Source organism: Acinetobacter sp. ANC_7682, assembly GCF_056779795.1.
On record NZ_JBWYIQ010000011.1, the window covers coordinates 42492 to 58369 of the forward strand.

At 37.8% G+C, this 15878-nt stretch carries 13 protein-coding genes; 6 read left to right on the forward strand and 7 right to left on the reverse strand.

Features of this window, described 5'->3' with window-relative positions:
• Positions 1–14: 14 nt before the first annotated feature.
• The 3 genes from AC1M9D_RS06195 to AC1M9D_RS06205 all read right to left on the reverse strand — a co-directional run bounded on the left by AC1M9D_RS06195 (position 15) and on the right by AC1M9D_RS06205 (position 3443).
• Positions 15–1556, reverse strand: a complete 1542-nt coding sequence (locus AC1M9D_RS06195) for a hypothetical protein (RefSeq protein ID WP_481611738.1) — start codon at positions 1554–1556, stop codon at positions 15–17.
• A 159-nt stretch (positions 1557–1715) separates the two neighbouring features.
• The gene (locus tag AC1M9D_RS06200; RefSeq protein ID WP_481611739.1) at positions 1716–2669 is read right to left on the reverse strand and encodes an ABC transporter substrate-binding protein; all 954 of its coding nucleotides are present in this window, start codon (positions 2667–2669) and stop codon (positions 1716–1718) included.
• Positions 2670–2825: 156 nt separating this feature from the next.
• Positions 2826–3443, reverse strand: a complete 618-nt coding sequence (locus tag AC1M9D_RS06205) for a rhomboid family intramembrane serine protease (RefSeq protein ID WP_035269610.1) — start codon at positions 3441–3443, stop codon at positions 2826–2828.
• Between the two features lie 159 nt (positions 3444–3602).
• Here AC1M9D_RS06205 and nfuA point away from each other — a divergent pair, with 159 nt between their 5' ends.
• The 3 genes from nfuA (at position 3603) to AC1M9D_RS06220 (ending at position 8065) form a co-directional block, all read left to right on the forward strand.
• Positions 3603–4241 carry a Fe-S biogenesis protein NfuA gene (nfuA, locus tag AC1M9D_RS06210; protein ID WP_035269609.1) on the forward strand — a complete coding sequence of 213 codons (639 nt, stop codon included), beginning with the start codon at positions 3603–3605 and terminating at the stop codon, positions 4239–4241.
• A gap of 223 nt (positions 4242–4464) precedes the next feature.
• Positions 4465–6723, forward strand: coding sequence for a TonB-dependent receptor domain-containing protein (locus AC1M9D_RS06215; RefSeq protein WP_481611740.1), 2259 nt, complete (start codon positions 4465–4467; stop codon positions 6721–6723).
• Positions 6724–6793: 70 nt separating this feature from the next.
• A complete protein-coding gene (locus AC1M9D_RS06220) occupies positions 6794–8065 on the forward strand; it encodes a class I SAM-dependent methyltransferase (protein WP_481594414.1) in 1272 nt (423 codons plus the stop codon).
• Between the two features lie 28 nt (positions 8066–8093).
• Here AC1M9D_RS06220 and AC1M9D_RS06225 read toward each other — a convergent pair whose 3' ends face one another.
• Positions 8094–9095 (reverse strand): hypothetical protein, encoded by a 1002-nt coding sequence (locus AC1M9D_RS06225; protein WP_481611741.1) that lies wholly within the window; start codon positions 9093–9095, stop codon positions 8094–8096.
• A gap of 17 nt (positions 9096–9112) precedes the next feature.
• Complete coding sequence (locus tag AC1M9D_RS06230) at positions 9113–10123, reverse strand: alpha/beta fold hydrolase (RefSeq protein WP_481595816.1); 1011 nt, start codon at positions 10121–10123, stop codon at positions 9113–9115.
• A gap of 319 nt (positions 10124–10442) precedes the next feature.
• Between AC1M9D_RS06230 and AC1M9D_RS06235 the strand changes: the two genes are divergently transcribed.
• Positions 10443–11057: a carbonic anhydrase gene (locus tag AC1M9D_RS06235; RefSeq protein WP_481611742.1), complete on the forward strand. Its 615-nt coding sequence runs from the start codon at positions 10443–10445 to the stop codon at positions 11055–11057.
• A gap of 76 nt (positions 11058–11133) precedes the next feature.
• Here the strand turns inward: AC1M9D_RS06235 and AC1M9D_RS06240 are convergent, their stop codons facing one another.
• The gene (locus tag AC1M9D_RS06240) at positions 11134–11778 is read right to left on the reverse strand and encodes an arylesterase (protein ID WP_481586523.1); all 645 of its coding nucleotides are present in this window, start codon (positions 11776–11778) and stop codon (positions 11134–11136) included.
• Positions 11779–11819: 41 nt separating this feature from the next.
• Here AC1M9D_RS06240 and AC1M9D_RS06245 point away from each other — a divergent pair, with 41 nt between their 5' ends.
• Both AC1M9D_RS06245 and AC1M9D_RS06250 read left to right on the forward strand, forming a co-directional pair.
• Positions 11820–12533 (forward strand): ABC transporter ATP-binding protein, encoded by a 714-nt coding sequence (locus tag AC1M9D_RS06245; RefSeq protein ID WP_373683294.1) that lies wholly within the window; start codon positions 11820–11822, stop codon positions 12531–12533.
• Positions 12530–15016 (forward strand): ABC transporter permease, encoded by a 2487-nt coding sequence (locus tag AC1M9D_RS06250; RefSeq protein ID WP_481611743.1) that lies wholly within the window; start codon positions 12530–12532, stop codon positions 15014–15016. Before AC1M9D_RS06245 ends, AC1M9D_RS06250 begins: the two co-directional genes overlap by 4 nt.
• A gap of 31 nt (positions 15017–15047) precedes the next feature.
• On the opposite strand, the gene AC1M9D_RS06255 is transcribed toward AC1M9D_RS06250, so the two are convergent.
• Complete coding sequence (locus AC1M9D_RS06255; protein ID WP_481611744.1) at positions 15048–15860, reverse strand: rhomboid family intramembrane serine protease; 813 nt, start codon at positions 15858–15860, stop codon at positions 15048–15050.
• Between the last annotated feature and the right edge of the window lie 18 nt (positions 15861–15878).

Here is a 15878-nt window from a genome sequence, read left to right on the forward strand (position 1 = left end):
ATTGTTTATGACGCTTATTTTTGGAATTTAGACCAAAGTTTTTTCAAGGGGAGTTTTTCCTCAGCAAAACCATATAATGCGGCAAATGGTAGGGCGGTGCGTGCGAGATATGCTACACGCCATAATCCACCATGATTAGCACCATGCATGATTAAGTCTAATGGATGATTGAGGGCGATGTCAGGATTGGCAACCGACTGTGGGTTTCTCAAATCATGAATCCACAACGCAGCCATAATCGCATTGGTCGTCGCGGGTTCAAATGCTTCAACATCAAACAAATTGGCACCATTGAAAGCAGCTTTTAATAATGGGTTTTTGGTTACCGAATGTGTAGTGGTCGATGGAGCAATATTAATGCTGACACGTTGACCTTGTGACCGTGCTAACGTAGCGCGCCATTGTTGAATCCTTTTCGCCAACGCATAATTTGGACCTTGTTCAACCACAAGACAGTCGCAGATCCCATACTGTTTATCATGACATTGAAATAAGCGTTCTTCATTTTGTTTGAAAAAATAATCACGAGAGACAGTCGAAATACTCTTGGACAGAATATTTTCAAGTTTAGAGCGTGATTTAAACTTATCTAATCCACCTTGAATAACTTCCTGTGGTACAGCGTAGACGTCAGTGGGCGTACACATATACATTAAACTGGTATTGGATTTTTGTTGGCTGACATGTTGCATAATGGCATCCATCGCCATAGAAACACGAACGTGCTTTTCGCCATCTAAATACGCAATCGCGGCAAGATCTAAGTCTCGATCAAACTGGGTGAGCCAATGTGCAATCTCAGGGGTATCTGTTAATAAGTTAACGCCTAAACGCTCTGCAGCTTCACGTATAGATGCAGATGAATCTATTGATTCGACACTTGGAGCGTATAAGGTCGCATTGCCTTGCAGAACAGTATTCAAAATCTTTGTCCATACTCGCTCATGATTTAAATCAAGCGCCACGATATTGGCTTTCCATTTCGCTAGCCAAGGTAAAGGCCCTGCTTCAGAAGCTGCACCAAACAGCACCATTGTTCGATCCGAAAGGTCAAACCACTCTGGATGCTGCACACACGCTTGTAGTGCCTGAGCATGTGATGCTTCTATAATACCTCGGTCTAACCAAAGTTGAATTTGCTCGAGTAGGGCTTGACCTTCTAAATTTTTACCCTGATAAGGTACAAACCATTGCGGCTCAGCAGTAGAGTTTCCTTGAAGTGTGTAGGTATTTAAATCTGTTGATTTAAGATTCATCACTTCATTCAATGCGTGTGTATGTTGATCACGTTGAAAACTAAACTCTTCATAAGCTTGTTGAAGTCCATCATGAGCGATGCGCAGCGCAGCTTCAGGTGATGAGAGCCCACATTCTACCAACCGTTTAAAATGAATCGGATAGGATTTGCGCCAATTCTTTTCATTGATAACTGCATCAGCGTATTCTGGCTGAATTTGTTGTAATGCCGCACTGACAATGCGTTGGCCTGATTTTGAACTGCTGGGTTTAGAGGACGTGTTAGAGGAAAATTGTAAACCATCAGGTTGATTAGACATGCAAAAAATCTCAAAAAAAAATGAATAAATTCGCGGATGCCTACATTATCCTGACAAAATTAATGATCTAGGTGGCATTAATTACCAGATATTGATTGAATTATTACGAGATATTTCTAAAAAAAGGAAGCCTAAGACTTCCTTTATAAATAAAATCAATTATTTAGTATTTTTTATACCATTGATCAATTCTTCTAACATAAATGCAGTGTTATCTAAGCCAGCGCCCGTTAAATACCAGGCATCGGCATCAACAAAGATGACACGATTCTCTTTGACTGCTTGACTATTCTTGAGTAATGGATGTGATTGAATATGTTGTTTCGCAGCATAGTTTTGCGTGTTTACAGCACCACGGTCTAACACAATGATGAAATCAGGATTTTGTTTTATTGCTTGTACTAGACGCTCTAAATTGCGTTGCGCGGCAGCAAGAGCTTCTGGTGAGTTTGGAGCAGGTCGAGCACTTGAGGCTTGAGGTGCTGCAGGCGGCACCACTGACTTTAAGCCAGAAATATCATAGGTAAATCCAAATCTTTCATTCTTTGCATGCGGTATAAAATTTTCACCCATGGCAAAAAGCATCAGGCCGGATTTGCCTTTAGTGAGTTGTTTAAGTTGTGCTTGAAGGGCATAGACATGATCTAATTTAGATTGTGCGAGTTGTTCCTTATTAAACATTTTTGCTAAAAAAAGTGTGCGATTTTTCAGGTCTTGATTGAAGTTTTGAGTATCAGGCCAGAGGTTGATTGCAGGTGCAATATTTCTGACCTCATTTAATTTTGCAGCAGAACGCCCGCCGACAATGATGAGATCTGGCTTTTGTTCTTTTAATAAGGTTTGGTTGGGTTCAAATAAAGATCCAGCTTTTACATATTGTTTGTCATTAAATTTTTTCAAAGCACCAACAAAAGTAGTTTCGGGTACGATTGATGCTTGAATACCTAAAGCATTCAGTGTATCCAACGCGGATAGTTCGTAAACAGCCAGCTTCTGTGGCGTATTTTGAAGTTGAATAGTTTGATCTTGATAAGTGAATTGAACAGGTTGAGCATATGAAACAAAGGCGCTGAATGAAAGAATGAGTGCCAATGGAAGTTTAATGTAAGTCATATCAATACCTCGAGGTTTGATAAAAGCTTAACATGAATATATAAATGATAATCATTATCATTGTTGAATTTGTGTTTTTGATTTATTTACCAGCATCAACTTTGAATTTAAGGGTATTTGTGCGGAGTGTTTTAAGCCCCCGCAATGATCAAAGAATTAGAGCGGTAGTTGAAGCAACTTGCTGAAGAAATGTGGAATAATTTGAGGTTCAATCAATATCGTAACCACGACACCGTAGGCTGCACCCCATAAATGTGCACTGTGGTTGATGTTACTGTTTCCACGTTTACCTGACCAAATACTATAAGCAACATAAAGCACGGCAAAAATAATGGCTGGAACTGGAATAAAGAAGACAAATATCAGTTTCCATGGTTGAAATAAAATATAAGCAAACAAGACTGCTGATACTGCTCCAGAGGCACCTAGACTTGCCCAGCGGTGATCATTTTTATGTTTTAAATAGCTTGGAATAATTGCCGCGATTAAACCGCCTAAATAGAACAGAACAAATCCGAGTTCATATAAGTATTGTCGATAAAAACTCTCAATTACACTTCCAAAGAAAAAGAGTGTGATCATATTGAACAGTAGATGTGTTCCATCTGCATGTATAAAACCATGCGTGATAAATCGATCGTATTGACCTTTCTGCATGGCTGGAGGCCAAAAAATCAAACGATTCATAATATTTTGATTGGAAAATGCAACCAGTGAAATGGCAACCGTAATTAAAACGATGGTGACAGTATGATTAAAAGGTAAATCAAGCATATGGATAAGATTGAATAAATTGCTTTAATTCTATTCATCATGCCATTTTTTTAAATTTAATTGTTATTAATATAATAATTCTGACAAATTTAGTTGAATTTTAAATATTATCCCCGATCTTCAGTTAAAATAGAGTCTTCAGCTTGAGGAAAAATTGTTATGTCGACTGAGAACACCAGCACTGCAGTTGCTGAAGAAATTCCAAATTTATTAATTACACCAACTGCGCAAGAGTATTTGTTTGAACTTTTAGAGAAGCAAAATACTCCTGGTATCGCGGTACGTGTTTTCGTAGAACATCCGGGTACACCACGTGCTGAATGCTGCATGGCGTATAGTGCACCAGATGAAGTCGTTCCAACCGACTATAAACAAGAATATCCAAAATTTGCTGCATATATTGATACACCATCAATCCCATACTTATTGGATGCAGTGATTGATTACAACAAAGATCGCTTTGGTGGTCAGTTGACTTTCCGTGCACCTAACTCGAAAGTGCCACGTGTAGGTCCAGATGCATCGATTGAAGAACGTATAACCTATGTATTACAGTCAGAAATTAACCCTGGTTTAGCAGGGCATGGTGGAAACTGTGCATTGGTTGAAGTGGTTGAAGATGCTGAGCATGGTTTAACAGCGGTCTTGAAATTTGGTGGTGGCTGTCAAGGGTGTTCAGCGATTGATGTGACACTTAAACAAGGTGTTGAAGTTACGCTAAAACAGCATATTCCAGAGTTACAACGTGTCGTGGATCAAACAGACCACAGTCAATCTGAAGGCGCTTATATGAAATAAGTCGCCTTTAAATTTACAAAAGCAGATTTGAAAAGCTCCCATTAAAAGGGGGCTTTTTTTTATTGAAAACTGAATAAAATGAGTAATATCAATAAAATTGAAATGTAAAAACAAAACTATAAATGAGAATAGTTATCATAATCTATTGCAAAGTGATTATCATTTGTTACAATGCGACACAATTCGAACAAGATCTCTCCACACATTCTTTGGTAATTACACAATGCAAAAGACATTTTTAAAATCTAAGTTAGCGTTTGCTGTCCTAACCACCATGTCGGTTTCAAGTTTTGCACAAGAGCAAATTGGTCAAGATACTAATGCAAAACAAGATACAACTAAGTTAAAAACAATTGTCGTAACTTCAGCGAGTGGTTATGAGCAAAATATAGCGGATGCTGCTGCTACGATTTCAGTGATTACTGCCGAAGAATTAGAAAAAAAATCTTATAGTGATGTAACTGATGCATTGAAAAATGTTCCAGGTGTATTTGTACAAGGCGGTGGAACGAACCAGACGATCTCCATTCGGGGTATGGGATCAGCTTATACCCTATTTTTAGTAGATGGACGTCCAATGAATGATGGTAGTCTTTTAACAACAAATGGGGGGGTTCAAGGAGCATCAGTAAACTTCTTACCGCCAATAGAATCAATTGAACGTATTGAAGTGATTCGAGGCCCGTCATCCTCTCTATATGGTTCTGATGCTATGGGTGGTGTAATTAATATCATTACTAAAAAGCATCAAGATCGTTTGACTGCAAGTATTCGAACAGAATATATCAAAGCTGGTAAATCGAATGACGTTAACAACGACGCAACCAATACCAGCTTGTATGTAAATGCACCATTAATTGATAAGCTTCTTTCGGTCCAAGTTACAGCTGGTCTTCAAACGATTGAAGAAAGTTCATTACAAAAAAATACAGCCGAAACAGGTGAGAGTGAACCAGATTTTCAAAAAACAAATCTAGGTACAAAGTTTGTTTTTACACCAGATGAAAAAAACACACTCACTGCTGAATATGTAAGAACTCAACAAGAGCGTACACACAACCCAGGTAAAAGTTATACCCAGTATGTTTCAGTAACGGGTCCTAAAGTTGATATTGATGGTAAAGATTTCGTTCTATCTAATGGAAATTATTATCCAGCATATAATACGAATAATCGTAATGATGATGGTGAGCTAATCTATCGTTCAGATGTCGTACCGAATACAGGGACTTACTCCGAATTAGAAAAAAATAATTTTAGTCTTACTCATGATGGTGATTACGACAATCTAAAACTTACTTCTTACTTGCAATATGATAAAGATAAAAATAATGCAATTACAGGGCGTACTGTGGGTAAAGTTCAAAATCCAGGTGGGATTTTATTTGAGACTATCACAGCCAATACACAAGGAACGTACTTTTTCGAAGATCATAGTCTGACCATTGGCGGGCGATATTTAAAAGAAAATCTTGAAGATGGTACAAGTAACCAAAATGCAGCGATGGCTGGTAAAGTCACTAAAATGGATCGATATCAATGGTCTATTTTTGCAGAAGATACTTGGAATGTCAGTGATAAGTTAGCACTAACCTTAAGTGGTCGTTTCGATGAAAATGAGTTTTTTGGTGATAATTTCAGTCCAAAGGCATATGCAGTTTATAAAGCTACAGACAACGTGACTTTAAAAGGAGGTGTAATTTCAGGCTATAAAGCGCCGAGCTTACGTAATTCTTCTCCAGATTACATGCTGAACTCAATGGGCGGGGCAATTATGCCAAACCCAAATTTAAAGCCAGAAACCAGTTTAACGTATGAAACAGGTTTTGCATTCACTCATCCTGAATTGGGTTTATCTGCAAGTCTTATGGTCTATCAAACTGACTTTAACGATAAAATTACTCGATCTGGTCGTTTAGATGGTAGTCGACTTCCCCCAAAAAATGACGGTGAGCCGCCTTACACTCAATCTGAAATTAATGATTTCGTTAATAGCAGTGCTTTCTATCAGTCCAACCCTAATCTGCCATATAACGCAAATGGTTATACACTCAACTATAACATTGATAAGGCCGAAATTAGAGGGCTTGAACTGACCACAGATTACAACATTACAGATTACTTAAAATATAGACACTCTTATACATTCACAGATAGTGAGCAAAAATCTGGACAGTATGAAGGTAAACCATTGAATAATTTGCCTAAACATATGTTTAATGCAGGCTTGGATTGGGACTTTAATGATCAATTGTATTTATGGACTCAATTGAATTATCGTGGCAAAACAGTGGGTGATACCGATGGAGATAAAACACCAGCTTATACATTTGTAGATGTTGGAGCTGTGTATAAGTATAGTGACCAATTCCAGCTATCTACTGGTGTATATAATGTTGCAAACAAAAATGTACTGAAAGATGGAAATGATTGGGTGCTTGATGGTCGACGTTACAGCTTTGCCTTGAATTATAAGTTTTAATGTCTTGTGCTTGGAGTGAGAGCGAGAATCTCACTCCAAGCTTTGAATAGTCGAGTTTAGAAGGAAAATAATGAAGCGCGTCGATGGCTATGTGGTTGACACCATCTATCCTATGTTTTTTTATCCAGAGATGCAGCCAATTTGGCTGAGTACAATCAGCCAATTTCAAGGTTATATAGCGCCAGATATATCTCAAAATTTTCGATATTTAGAGTTAGGTTGTGGTTGTGGTCTTAACTTGATTGTGGCAGCAATTGCAAATCCGCACGCTGAGTTTGTCGGAGTGGATTTTAATGACAAACACATACAACGAGCTACAGAGCTTGCTCAATCCTTACAGTTAAGCAATATAAGATTCTTAAATATAGACTTTGAAAAATTTAACAAAAATAATAATGAAGTGTTTGATTTCATTGTCTGTCATGGAGTGTATTCTTGGGTTTCTGAACACAATCAATATTTTATTAGGCAGATTCTAGATAAATCTTTAAAGGACCAAGGGCTATTCTATTTACACTATATGTGCTTTCCTGGATCCGCTACTTTACAGCCTATTCAAAAAATCTTTAACTTGGTTGATAAAAATACGTCTCAGCAATCTGCTCAAAGTATTGAATTGTCTACAGCACTAGTGAGTGAATTAAATCGGAGAGGCGCTTTTATTGGATATGACAAAATACAAGGAATTGTGAATACATTAAAAAATGATACCAATTATCTCGCTCACGAACTTTTAACTAATTATTGGCAACCCCTTTATAGTGTAGATGTACATGAGATTTTAAAGATCGAAGCTGATCTATCATATATTGGGAGTGCAGTTCCAACTGAAAACTTAGATTCTCTTAGCATTCCAGTCGACTTGCAACAGTTGATATCAGATGTGAATATTTCGAATACAAAAGAGTATCTAAAAGATATTGCTCGGGATTCAAAGCAGCGTATGGATTTGTTTCAAAAAAAATCAGTGAATTACCGTTTTGAAGACCATTTAGGAATTTTACATAAGATTAGATTAGATCTTATTCTTAACAATGAGCGATTGGATAATATTAATTTAAAAACATCAATTGGCCCAATTCAAGCTCCGAAGGAGGTGATCAGTGCAATTATTGAAAGTTTAAGAACAGGTTCTAAAACTTTTCAACAGTTACATCACCTTCCTTGTTTTCAGCAAAATTTAAAACTACTTGTTGAGAGTATATTTTTATTGATGAATTGCCATTATATCTACCCTATAAGCGAGCATAGAAAATCAAAGGACCTACGTAAAATAGAACGTCTCAATTCATGGCTGAGTGAGCATCAAATTCAGATTCAAATACCGACGACATATTTCTAATAAACCGCTCTAAGGAGCGGTTTTATAATTAAGATGTGAGAATACTTAGTGCAGATTCAGAATAGTAGAATTTTTCAAGATATACACGTGCACGTTGTTTAAGGTGTTCACTAGAAATCATATGCTTAATTACGGGGCAGAGTAGAGCACTTAATTCATTTTGAACAAGGCTTTCGTTGATATTGATATCTTGCATGATCAGATCAAAAGAGCGGTCTTGATTATGGCAATACCACGTGTAAATACCATCGTGTACTTGTTGCTTTAGATATTCAGTTTGACGGAGGTTGTCCCAAATATCATGTCCCATTGCCACAGTATTTGGTAGATCATTGATCTCAACATAGTTTTTAACAGCAGAGAGTGGGACTTGCTTTATTTTGTGCCAAAGATTGGCTTGAAAGTGGTATAGCTTATTATCATCAAAGTGTTGGTTAATCACTTGTTCGCTAATTTGACTGATCTTGATAATATTTTTTTGAAGATAATGTTTGACCGTATCATCAAGATTTGAATCAGTGACACTTTCAAGAACTGATTTCCCCATTTTCATAAAGCGGCCGACACCGGGTACTTTTTTATTCATCACTGAATTATCAATATAATCCTGAATAGAATGATGGATTAACTCGGTGAGCATACTCGAAAATGCGGGATTGTTCACAATACGTTTAATTAGAGCTTGGCGGTGAGCACTTTTAGATGAAATATAAAGTGCAATTCGATCAATGGTGTGAACCGAGATAATATCTTCGATTTGAGTCGTTTCATTAAGCGGGTGAACCAACGCAAATCGAATATGCTCCGCAATCTGTTGAATGAGAGAATCAGTTGTAGGTGTATTCAGAATTTGTTTTTGAAGCAGTGCATTAATCGCCTCGAAAGACCAAATTTGCCTTAAAGGTTGTTTTCGAAACCATTGATAAAAATATAAAAATTCATTTTCAATGGTGTCATCTTGAGAAAATTCATGATCAAGAAATGCCAAATGTGCCTCAATCAACTGTTCGATTTTAGGATTTTTTTCCATGAAAATTCTCAATATCCTTAATTTGACGATGACGTTTTAACGGTATTCATCTTATTTAAAAAACTTAAGTAATGTTGCGCCACAAGATCAGGTGTTTCTACGATAGGTGTATGACCAATTTGATCTAATAGAATAGGGGGATGTGCTTTTTTTAAGGCGGTCCCTAATTCATGTGCAACTTCAACATTTACTATCTGATCTTGTTTTCCCCACAAAATCAATGTTTCAACCTCAATATTTTTTAACAATTGAGCAAATGATTCAACGGTGTACTGTTGATTGAGTTTTACAAGCTGATGAATCAGCTCAGATGTATCCGCCGCGCGTTGAATAAGTGCTTGCTCTTGTTGTTTCTTGATTAAACTGGGTACGAAGGGAGCTTTATGCATGACTCTCCTAGAAACATAATTCAAGTCACCAGGTTGTGAGATTAAAAGCTGCTTTAAATAAATTGGGTTATTGAGGAAGAATGTTTTGTTGCTTCTGAATAATCCACCGGCACTGATCAGAAATAAACTTTTCATTTCTTGAGGATATTTAGCAGCATACATCAGTCCGATTGATCCACCGACAGAGTGACCCGCTAGATTAAGCTGGTTTTCAATGCGTAATGCTTCTGCAAAACGACGTAACTGTTCAGTCAGATGAGGAAGTGATAAGTCAAATCCCTTCGGTGTTAGCGTTTGTCCACTTCCAGGCAAGTCAACGATAATGACGCGATATTGCTGTGTGAGATTCCGAGCTACATGATTCCAACTGTCTCGGTTCATGCCTATACCATGAATTAACAGTAAGGCAGGTCGATCAGCAGGACCACCTTCGCTATAAGACCACACAACATCACCGACGCGAATTGTTTTATTGGATAGTCCTGCCCAAGCACGTTCTTCATTTAAAACTTTTTGATAGTCGATGAATTCAACAGTATTTGCTCGGGTAGATGAGATGCCGAGGCTGAGCATTAACGTGAGTAAAATGCAAAATAAATGTTGATGCTTTAATGTGGGTAAAGGAAGATGAACAAACATGCAGGTGAAATCCCTTAAAACAGGGCGACATTATAATCAAGTGACTTTTATAAAGTAGTAGTTAAAAGTAAAAAATAAATCCTATTTTTGTGATAATTGATTCTCGATTTAAATAAGTTTTACTTCAAAAACATAAATTTAAGCGCTGAATCAGCTGCTAAAGTGTTTAGTAAGGAATGATCATAATCATCAGATTTGAAGAAATTGAAGATATTTTTAGCAATTAACAAAAATTGTAACAGAGTTTAAATTTTGTCAGTGACAATCAAAAAGCACAGTATTAAAATTACCTCAAACCTTGATAAACCATGGATACAAGATGCTAACTGCACAAGAAGCTTTAGAACATTTAAAAATTGGTAATCAACGTTTTGTTGAAGGTCAAACCAAGCATCAACGATTATTGACGCATCATGAGCGTGCTCAGATGGCTGAAACTCAAGAGCCATTTGCGATTGTATTAGGATGTTCTGATTCACGTGTTCCAGCTGAAATGGTTTTTGATCAGGGCTTAGGTGATTTATTTGTTATTCGTGTAGCAGGCAATATCGTAGCTCCATCTCAAGTTGGAAGTGTGGAGTTTGCAGCCGAAAGTTTTAATTGTCCTTTAGTGATTGTATTGGGTCATACACATTGCGGCGCAATCGACTCAACGATTGAAGCATTACGTAATCCTCAACAACCGCCATCTGTTAATTTGATGTCTATTGTCAATCGCGTACGTCCATCAGTCGAAATTTTAATGCAAACTGAGTTAAAAGATGATTTGAAAAAGCTTTCAGTACACGCGGTTCGCTCAAATGTTTTTGCTTCAGTTAACCAGTTGCGCCATGGTTCTGCGGTGTTGGAAAACTTGATTGCACAAGGTAAATTAAAAGTTGTAGGTGCAGAATACTCACTTGAAACAGGTGAAGTTACATTCTTTGACTTCTAATATCAGCATTTTAAAAAAGCCAGCTTAAGCTGGCTTTTTTATTGATTGGGATTTATGGATCTATATGTCTATAACTTTATAGAGCGCCTTTAATATAAGGATATGCATTATTTAAGAGTTTAGGTTGAGCTTGTTCATTAGGATGAATCAGATCTTTTTGCATGAGTTTATTATTTCCAGCAACACCTTCTAGAAAAAAAGGGAGCAACTTCACATTAAATTGCTGGCTCACAACTTTATAATTATTTTCAAAGGCTTTGCTATACGCTGAGCCATAGTTTGGAGGAATCTTCATGCCAAATATGAGTACTTTGGCATTAGATTTTTGGCTCAATTGAACTAATCGAGTTAGGTTTTGTTGAATCATTTTTGGAGGTTGACCTCGTAAACCGTCATTACCTCCCAATTCAATTACGACAATATCTGGTTTGTGTGTTTGTAGCAATTTAGGCAAACGTGCTAATGCACCACTGCTTGTTTCACCACTGACACTTGCATTGACCACTCGATGTTGTTTCGGATACTGTTGATCAAGACGTTTTTGCAAAAGATTGACCCAACCTTTCTCGGTGGGTACGCCGTAACCAGCACTTAAACTATCACCAAGAATAAGGATAGTTTTTGCAAAGCTATTGATCGGTAAAAGAAACAGACAACTGCAGATAAATAAAAAGGCAGTTTTTCTCAACGTAACAATATTTAAACTTTGACTGATTTGCATAAAGGCTTTCTATGGTTCGTAATGACTCAACTTCTTCAATCATGCCACAAGCGTTAATTTCTGCACAGCAATTGACACAAACGATACAGATCCAACAAAAAAAGTTGACGATTTTTGAGAATCTAAATCTACAAATTTATCCTGGCGAGCAAGTCGCAATCACAGGCAGATCGGGTTCTGGAAAATCTACACTCTTGGGAATTCTGGCGACATTAGATCAGCCAAGTTCAGGAACATTGTCGATTAATGGTATAGCAGTTGAGCAATTAAGCGAAGAGCAACGCGCTCAAATTAGACTTGAAAATATTGGTTTTGTATTTCAATCCTTTCAGCTTTTACCTTCTTTATCTGCGCTTGAAAATGTCATGTTACCGCTGAGAATTCAAAAGAATTTTGATTATGCCAAAGCAGAACAACAAGCCCTTTATTGGTTGAACAAAGTGGGTTTAGATCGTCAAAGTACTCAAACACCTAAAGTACTGTCTGGGGGAGAACAACAACGCGTAGCAATTGCACGCGCTTTAATTGCTGAGCCCAAAATTGTATTTGCGGATGAACCAACGGGAAATTTAGATGGGACGACAGCCCAGGAGATTGAACAGCTTTTATTTGATTTGAATCGGGAGCTGGGCACTACATTGGTTTTAGTCACCCATGATCAAAAGCTAGCACAAAAATGTGAGACGCATTATGAATTGATCGATGGTCAATTAGAAAAAGTGCAAGGCGCTTCAGCTTCTGGAGAGCGTGTATGAGTGCGCTATTCAAACCTTTGTTGAAGCAAAGTTTTGCTAGCACAGGGATTTATTTGCTCATTTTTGCATTGAGTCTCGCGATTAGTGCGACAACCGCTTTAAAGTTCAGTAATGATCAGATTCAACAAGCTGTTTCATTGCAGGCTGCTAAGCTTCAAGCTGCAGATCTAGTGTTGAGTGATCAATATCCGCTCAATGAAAAATTTAAACAGAAGGCGAACCAACTCAATCTACAACAGTCCCAAGTGACGGTTTTTGGTTCAATGGCACATACTGATGAACAATTTGTCATGGTGAATGTCAAAGCGATTGAGTCCAATTTTCCGCTACGTGGTGAACTCATTATTCAACCTGATCAAACTGCTATTCGGTCAGAAGAGGTATGGCTGAGTCAACGTGCTTTAGATTTATTAAATGTCAAAATAGGGGAGAGGGTTCAAATCGCAGATGCGAGTTTTACAGTCACAGGAGTCACTGAAAAGGATTCTAACCAAGAACTCGGATTTTCAGCCTTTTCACCTACAGTGATCATTTCACAATCTGATGTTGCGGCAACCAATGCGATTCAGCCTGGAAGTCGTATCGAATATCGTCTGCTTATGTCTGGTGAGCCGAATAGACTTAATGAGTTTACGGCTTATTTTGATCAGCTCTATCCTAAAAAAATGATTGAACCAAATGCAGATGATCAGCAAGCAATGGAAACCCAAAGCTCAATTCGCTTGAGAACTGCGGATGAGGCGAATACCCGCTTGATGCGTCCAATTGAAAATCTAGATACTTTTTTACAGCTTGCAAACATTCTTACAATTTTACTGTGCGGTATTGCAATTGCATTGACCAGTCAACGGTACGTTCAACAAAATCAAGATCATGTTGCTTTAATGAGATGTATGGGGGCTGCAAAGTTCCAAATTCTTAAGAACTATATTGCATTGCTTATGATTGCCGTCGCAATTGCGATGTTCATCGGTACTGGATTAGGGATTGGTCTAGGCTATATTTTATTGCAGTTTATGTTACAACTAATTCCGCATTTAGACATCCAATTTAGCTTGTTTGATTTGGTTTTGGGTCCTTTGCCGATTGCAATATTCACCAGTGTCATTGTGATGTTTGGATTTATTGTCCCAAGTTTGATGCAGCTCTTAAATACGCCTCCAATTCGTGTTATCCGTGAGGATGTTAAATCTACGCGTTCTCTCTTGACCTTATTGGGAGCGGGAGCTGTAAGTCTTATTTTATTTTGTATTTTGCTCACTCAAAATTTACAGCTCTCATTGCTCGTTATCGGTACGATCCTCGCATTGTGTGCAAGTATGTTCAGCATAGTTTGGTTGCTATTAAAGATGATCAAATCTTTGAAAAATAGATGGTCAGCCTATGTACGTGTACCTAATCAAACAGCACTTCAAATTACTGCACTTGCATTAGGTCTGAGCCTGATTACAGTTCTTGTAGTATTAAGGACGGATCTATTAGATCGTTGGCAGCAACAGTTACCTGAAGGTACGCCAAATCAATTTATTTATGGTCTTCCTCCATATGAAGTTGAGCAATTTAAAGCTCAGATCGAAAAAGAAGGTTGGCCAAGTACACCCTTGTATCCGAATATCCGCGGACGCCTAATTAAACATAATGGTCAGCCATTTTCAGAATCATTAAGAGCGCAAAATAACTCACTCAGACGAGAGTTGAATTTGACTCAAGCTCAAGGCTATCCAGAAGATAATGTCATTGTCAGTGGACAGCCGCAATTGCAGCAGGTGGGAGATGTTTCTGTTGAAGCAAATCTTGCTGAAGAGTTAGGGATAAAAGTGGGTGATCAACTCAGCTTTAGCTTGCCAGAAGGTGAACTTCAAGCCAAAGTTGTAAATTTAAGAACAGTCGAGTGGGAAAGCTTCAGTCCAAATTTTTTCTTCATTTTTGCACCGAATACGATGGATGAAAATGCTGGAAGTTATTTAGGAAGTTTTTTTGTACCTCAAGATCAAAAATCCAAGTTGGTCAATCTAATTCAGCAGTTCTCAAATACTGTATTTATCGATGTTTCCTTAATTTTAGAGGAAATTAAGAACTTAGTATCCGTACTGGTTCAAATTATTACCATTCTTGCGCTTCTCGTGAGTGTTTCAGGTTTTTTGGTGTTGATTGCTTGCATTAATTTATTGATGGATGAGCGAAAGCGAGAAGTCGCGATTTTAAGATCATTTGGCAGCTCAAAATCCAATTTGAAAAATATGTTGAGTTTAGAAATTGGATTTATCGGCTTTATGGCTGGCTTAGTATCGTGTTTTTTTGCTGAGGTCATCAGTGCGATCGCCAGTTATAAAATGGATCTCGCAATACAACCGCATTGGGAAATCTGGGTGATTCTACCCATGAGCATGATGATCTTATGTGCGCTGATTGGTCGTTATCGTTTAAGCTACTTAACTGAGATTCCTCCTTTAAAAAGCTTGCGCGAACTTAATCAATCATAAAATTTATGAGGTCTAAAAAATGCAATTGGAATTAGTATGCCAATTGCATTTTCATTTGCTTCAACATTTCAGCCCAAATGGATTGTATTCCGCTCACTAAGCCTAAGTTATATTGATACATGAGCCAACATAAGAAGATGCCTAGAGGAAGTACCACGATGGTAGTGGTGAAGCCTAGTCTAAATCGTTGACCGATGTACCAACATAAAGACATGACTGCACCCATCAACATTCCACCAATATGCGCTGCATTATTTATTCCAGGGATCATGAATCCCATACCAATATTTAATGCCAAGATGATCAGCAGCGATTTACGATCAAAGAGAAATTGTTGTTGTGGTAAAGGGGGAAAAAGAGATAAGAGCGTTAAAGCACCACCTAAACCCATAACGGCACCTGATGCACCTGCGGATACACGTGGAAATAAATCATGGTTGACATGCTCCAATAGCTCGTAACTATTCCGAATATCAATCAGCCCACTGACCAAGCTTCCCATAATGCCTGCTAATAGATACAAGCCTAGAAAATAAACATGCCCAAATGTTTTCTCAGCGACATTGCCAAAGATATACAATGCCCACATATTGAGCATTAAATGAATAAGACCAAAATGAAAAAATGTACTGCTGAAGATCCGAAGGGGTTCCTCTAAATAAGTCAGCGGTGCATAATCAGCACCCCAGCGTAAAGCATCTATTGTTGCTGGGTTTGATACATCCACACCGCTAAAGATTTGCCAGATAAAAAGTCCAACATTCAGTGTAATGAGTAAAAACGTAATCTGACTTAAGGGTAGACGTGATTGGCTTTGAAATTGGGGTGGTTGCATTTCAGTCATGTCATTGTATTCTGTGAT

Excerpts from the sequence above, each read along its gene's own strand:
- AC1M9D_RS06195 (WP_481611738.1), bottom strand. The coding sequence starts at position 1,556 with ATGTCTAATCAACCTGATGGTTTACAATTTTCCTCTAACACGTCCTCT.
- AC1M9D_RS06200 (WP_481611739.1), bottom strand. The coding sequence starts at position 2,669 with ATGACTTACATTAAACTTCCATTGGCACTCATTCTTTCATTCAGCGCC.
- AC1M9D_RS06205 (WP_035269610.1), bottom strand. The coding sequence starts at position 3,443 with ATGCTTGATTTACCTTTTAATCATACTGTCACCATCGTTTTAATTACG.
- nfuA (WP_035269609.1), top strand. The coding sequence starts at position 3,603 with ATGTCGACTGAGAACACCAGCACTGCAGTTGCTGAAGAAATTCCAAAT.
- AC1M9D_RS06215 (WP_481611740.1), top strand. The coding sequence starts at position 4,465 with ATGCAAAAGACATTTTTAAAATCTAAGTTAGCGTTTGCTGTCCTAACC.
- AC1M9D_RS06220 (WP_481594414.1), top strand. The coding sequence starts at position 6,794 with ATGAAGCGCGTCGATGGCTATGTGGTTGACACCATCTATCCTATGTTT.
- AC1M9D_RS06225 (WP_481611741.1), bottom strand. The coding sequence starts at position 9,095 with ATGGAAAAAAATCCTAAAATCGAACAGTTGATTGAGGCACATTTGGCA.
- AC1M9D_RS06230 (WP_481595816.1), bottom strand. The coding sequence starts at position 10,123 with ATGTTTGTTCATCTTCCTTTACCCACATTAAAGCATCAACATTTATTT.
- AC1M9D_RS06235 (WP_481611742.1), top strand. The coding sequence starts at position 10,443 with ATGCTAACTGCACAAGAAGCTTTAGAACATTTAAAAATTGGTAATCAA.
- AC1M9D_RS06240 (WP_481586523.1), bottom strand. The coding sequence starts at position 11,778 with ATGCAAATCAGTCAAAGTTTAAATATTGTTACGTTGAGAAAAACTGCC.
- AC1M9D_RS06245 (WP_373683294.1), top strand. The coding sequence starts at position 11,820 with ATGCCACAAGCGTTAATTTCTGCACAGCAATTGACACAAACGATACAG.
- AC1M9D_RS06250 (WP_481611743.1), top strand. The coding sequence starts at position 12,530 with ATGAGTGCGCTATTCAAACCTTTGTTGAAGCAAAGTTTTGCTAGCACA.
- AC1M9D_RS06255 (WP_481611744.1), bottom strand. The coding sequence starts at position 15,860 with ATGACTGAAATGCAACCACCCCAATTTCAAAGCCAATCACGTCTACCC.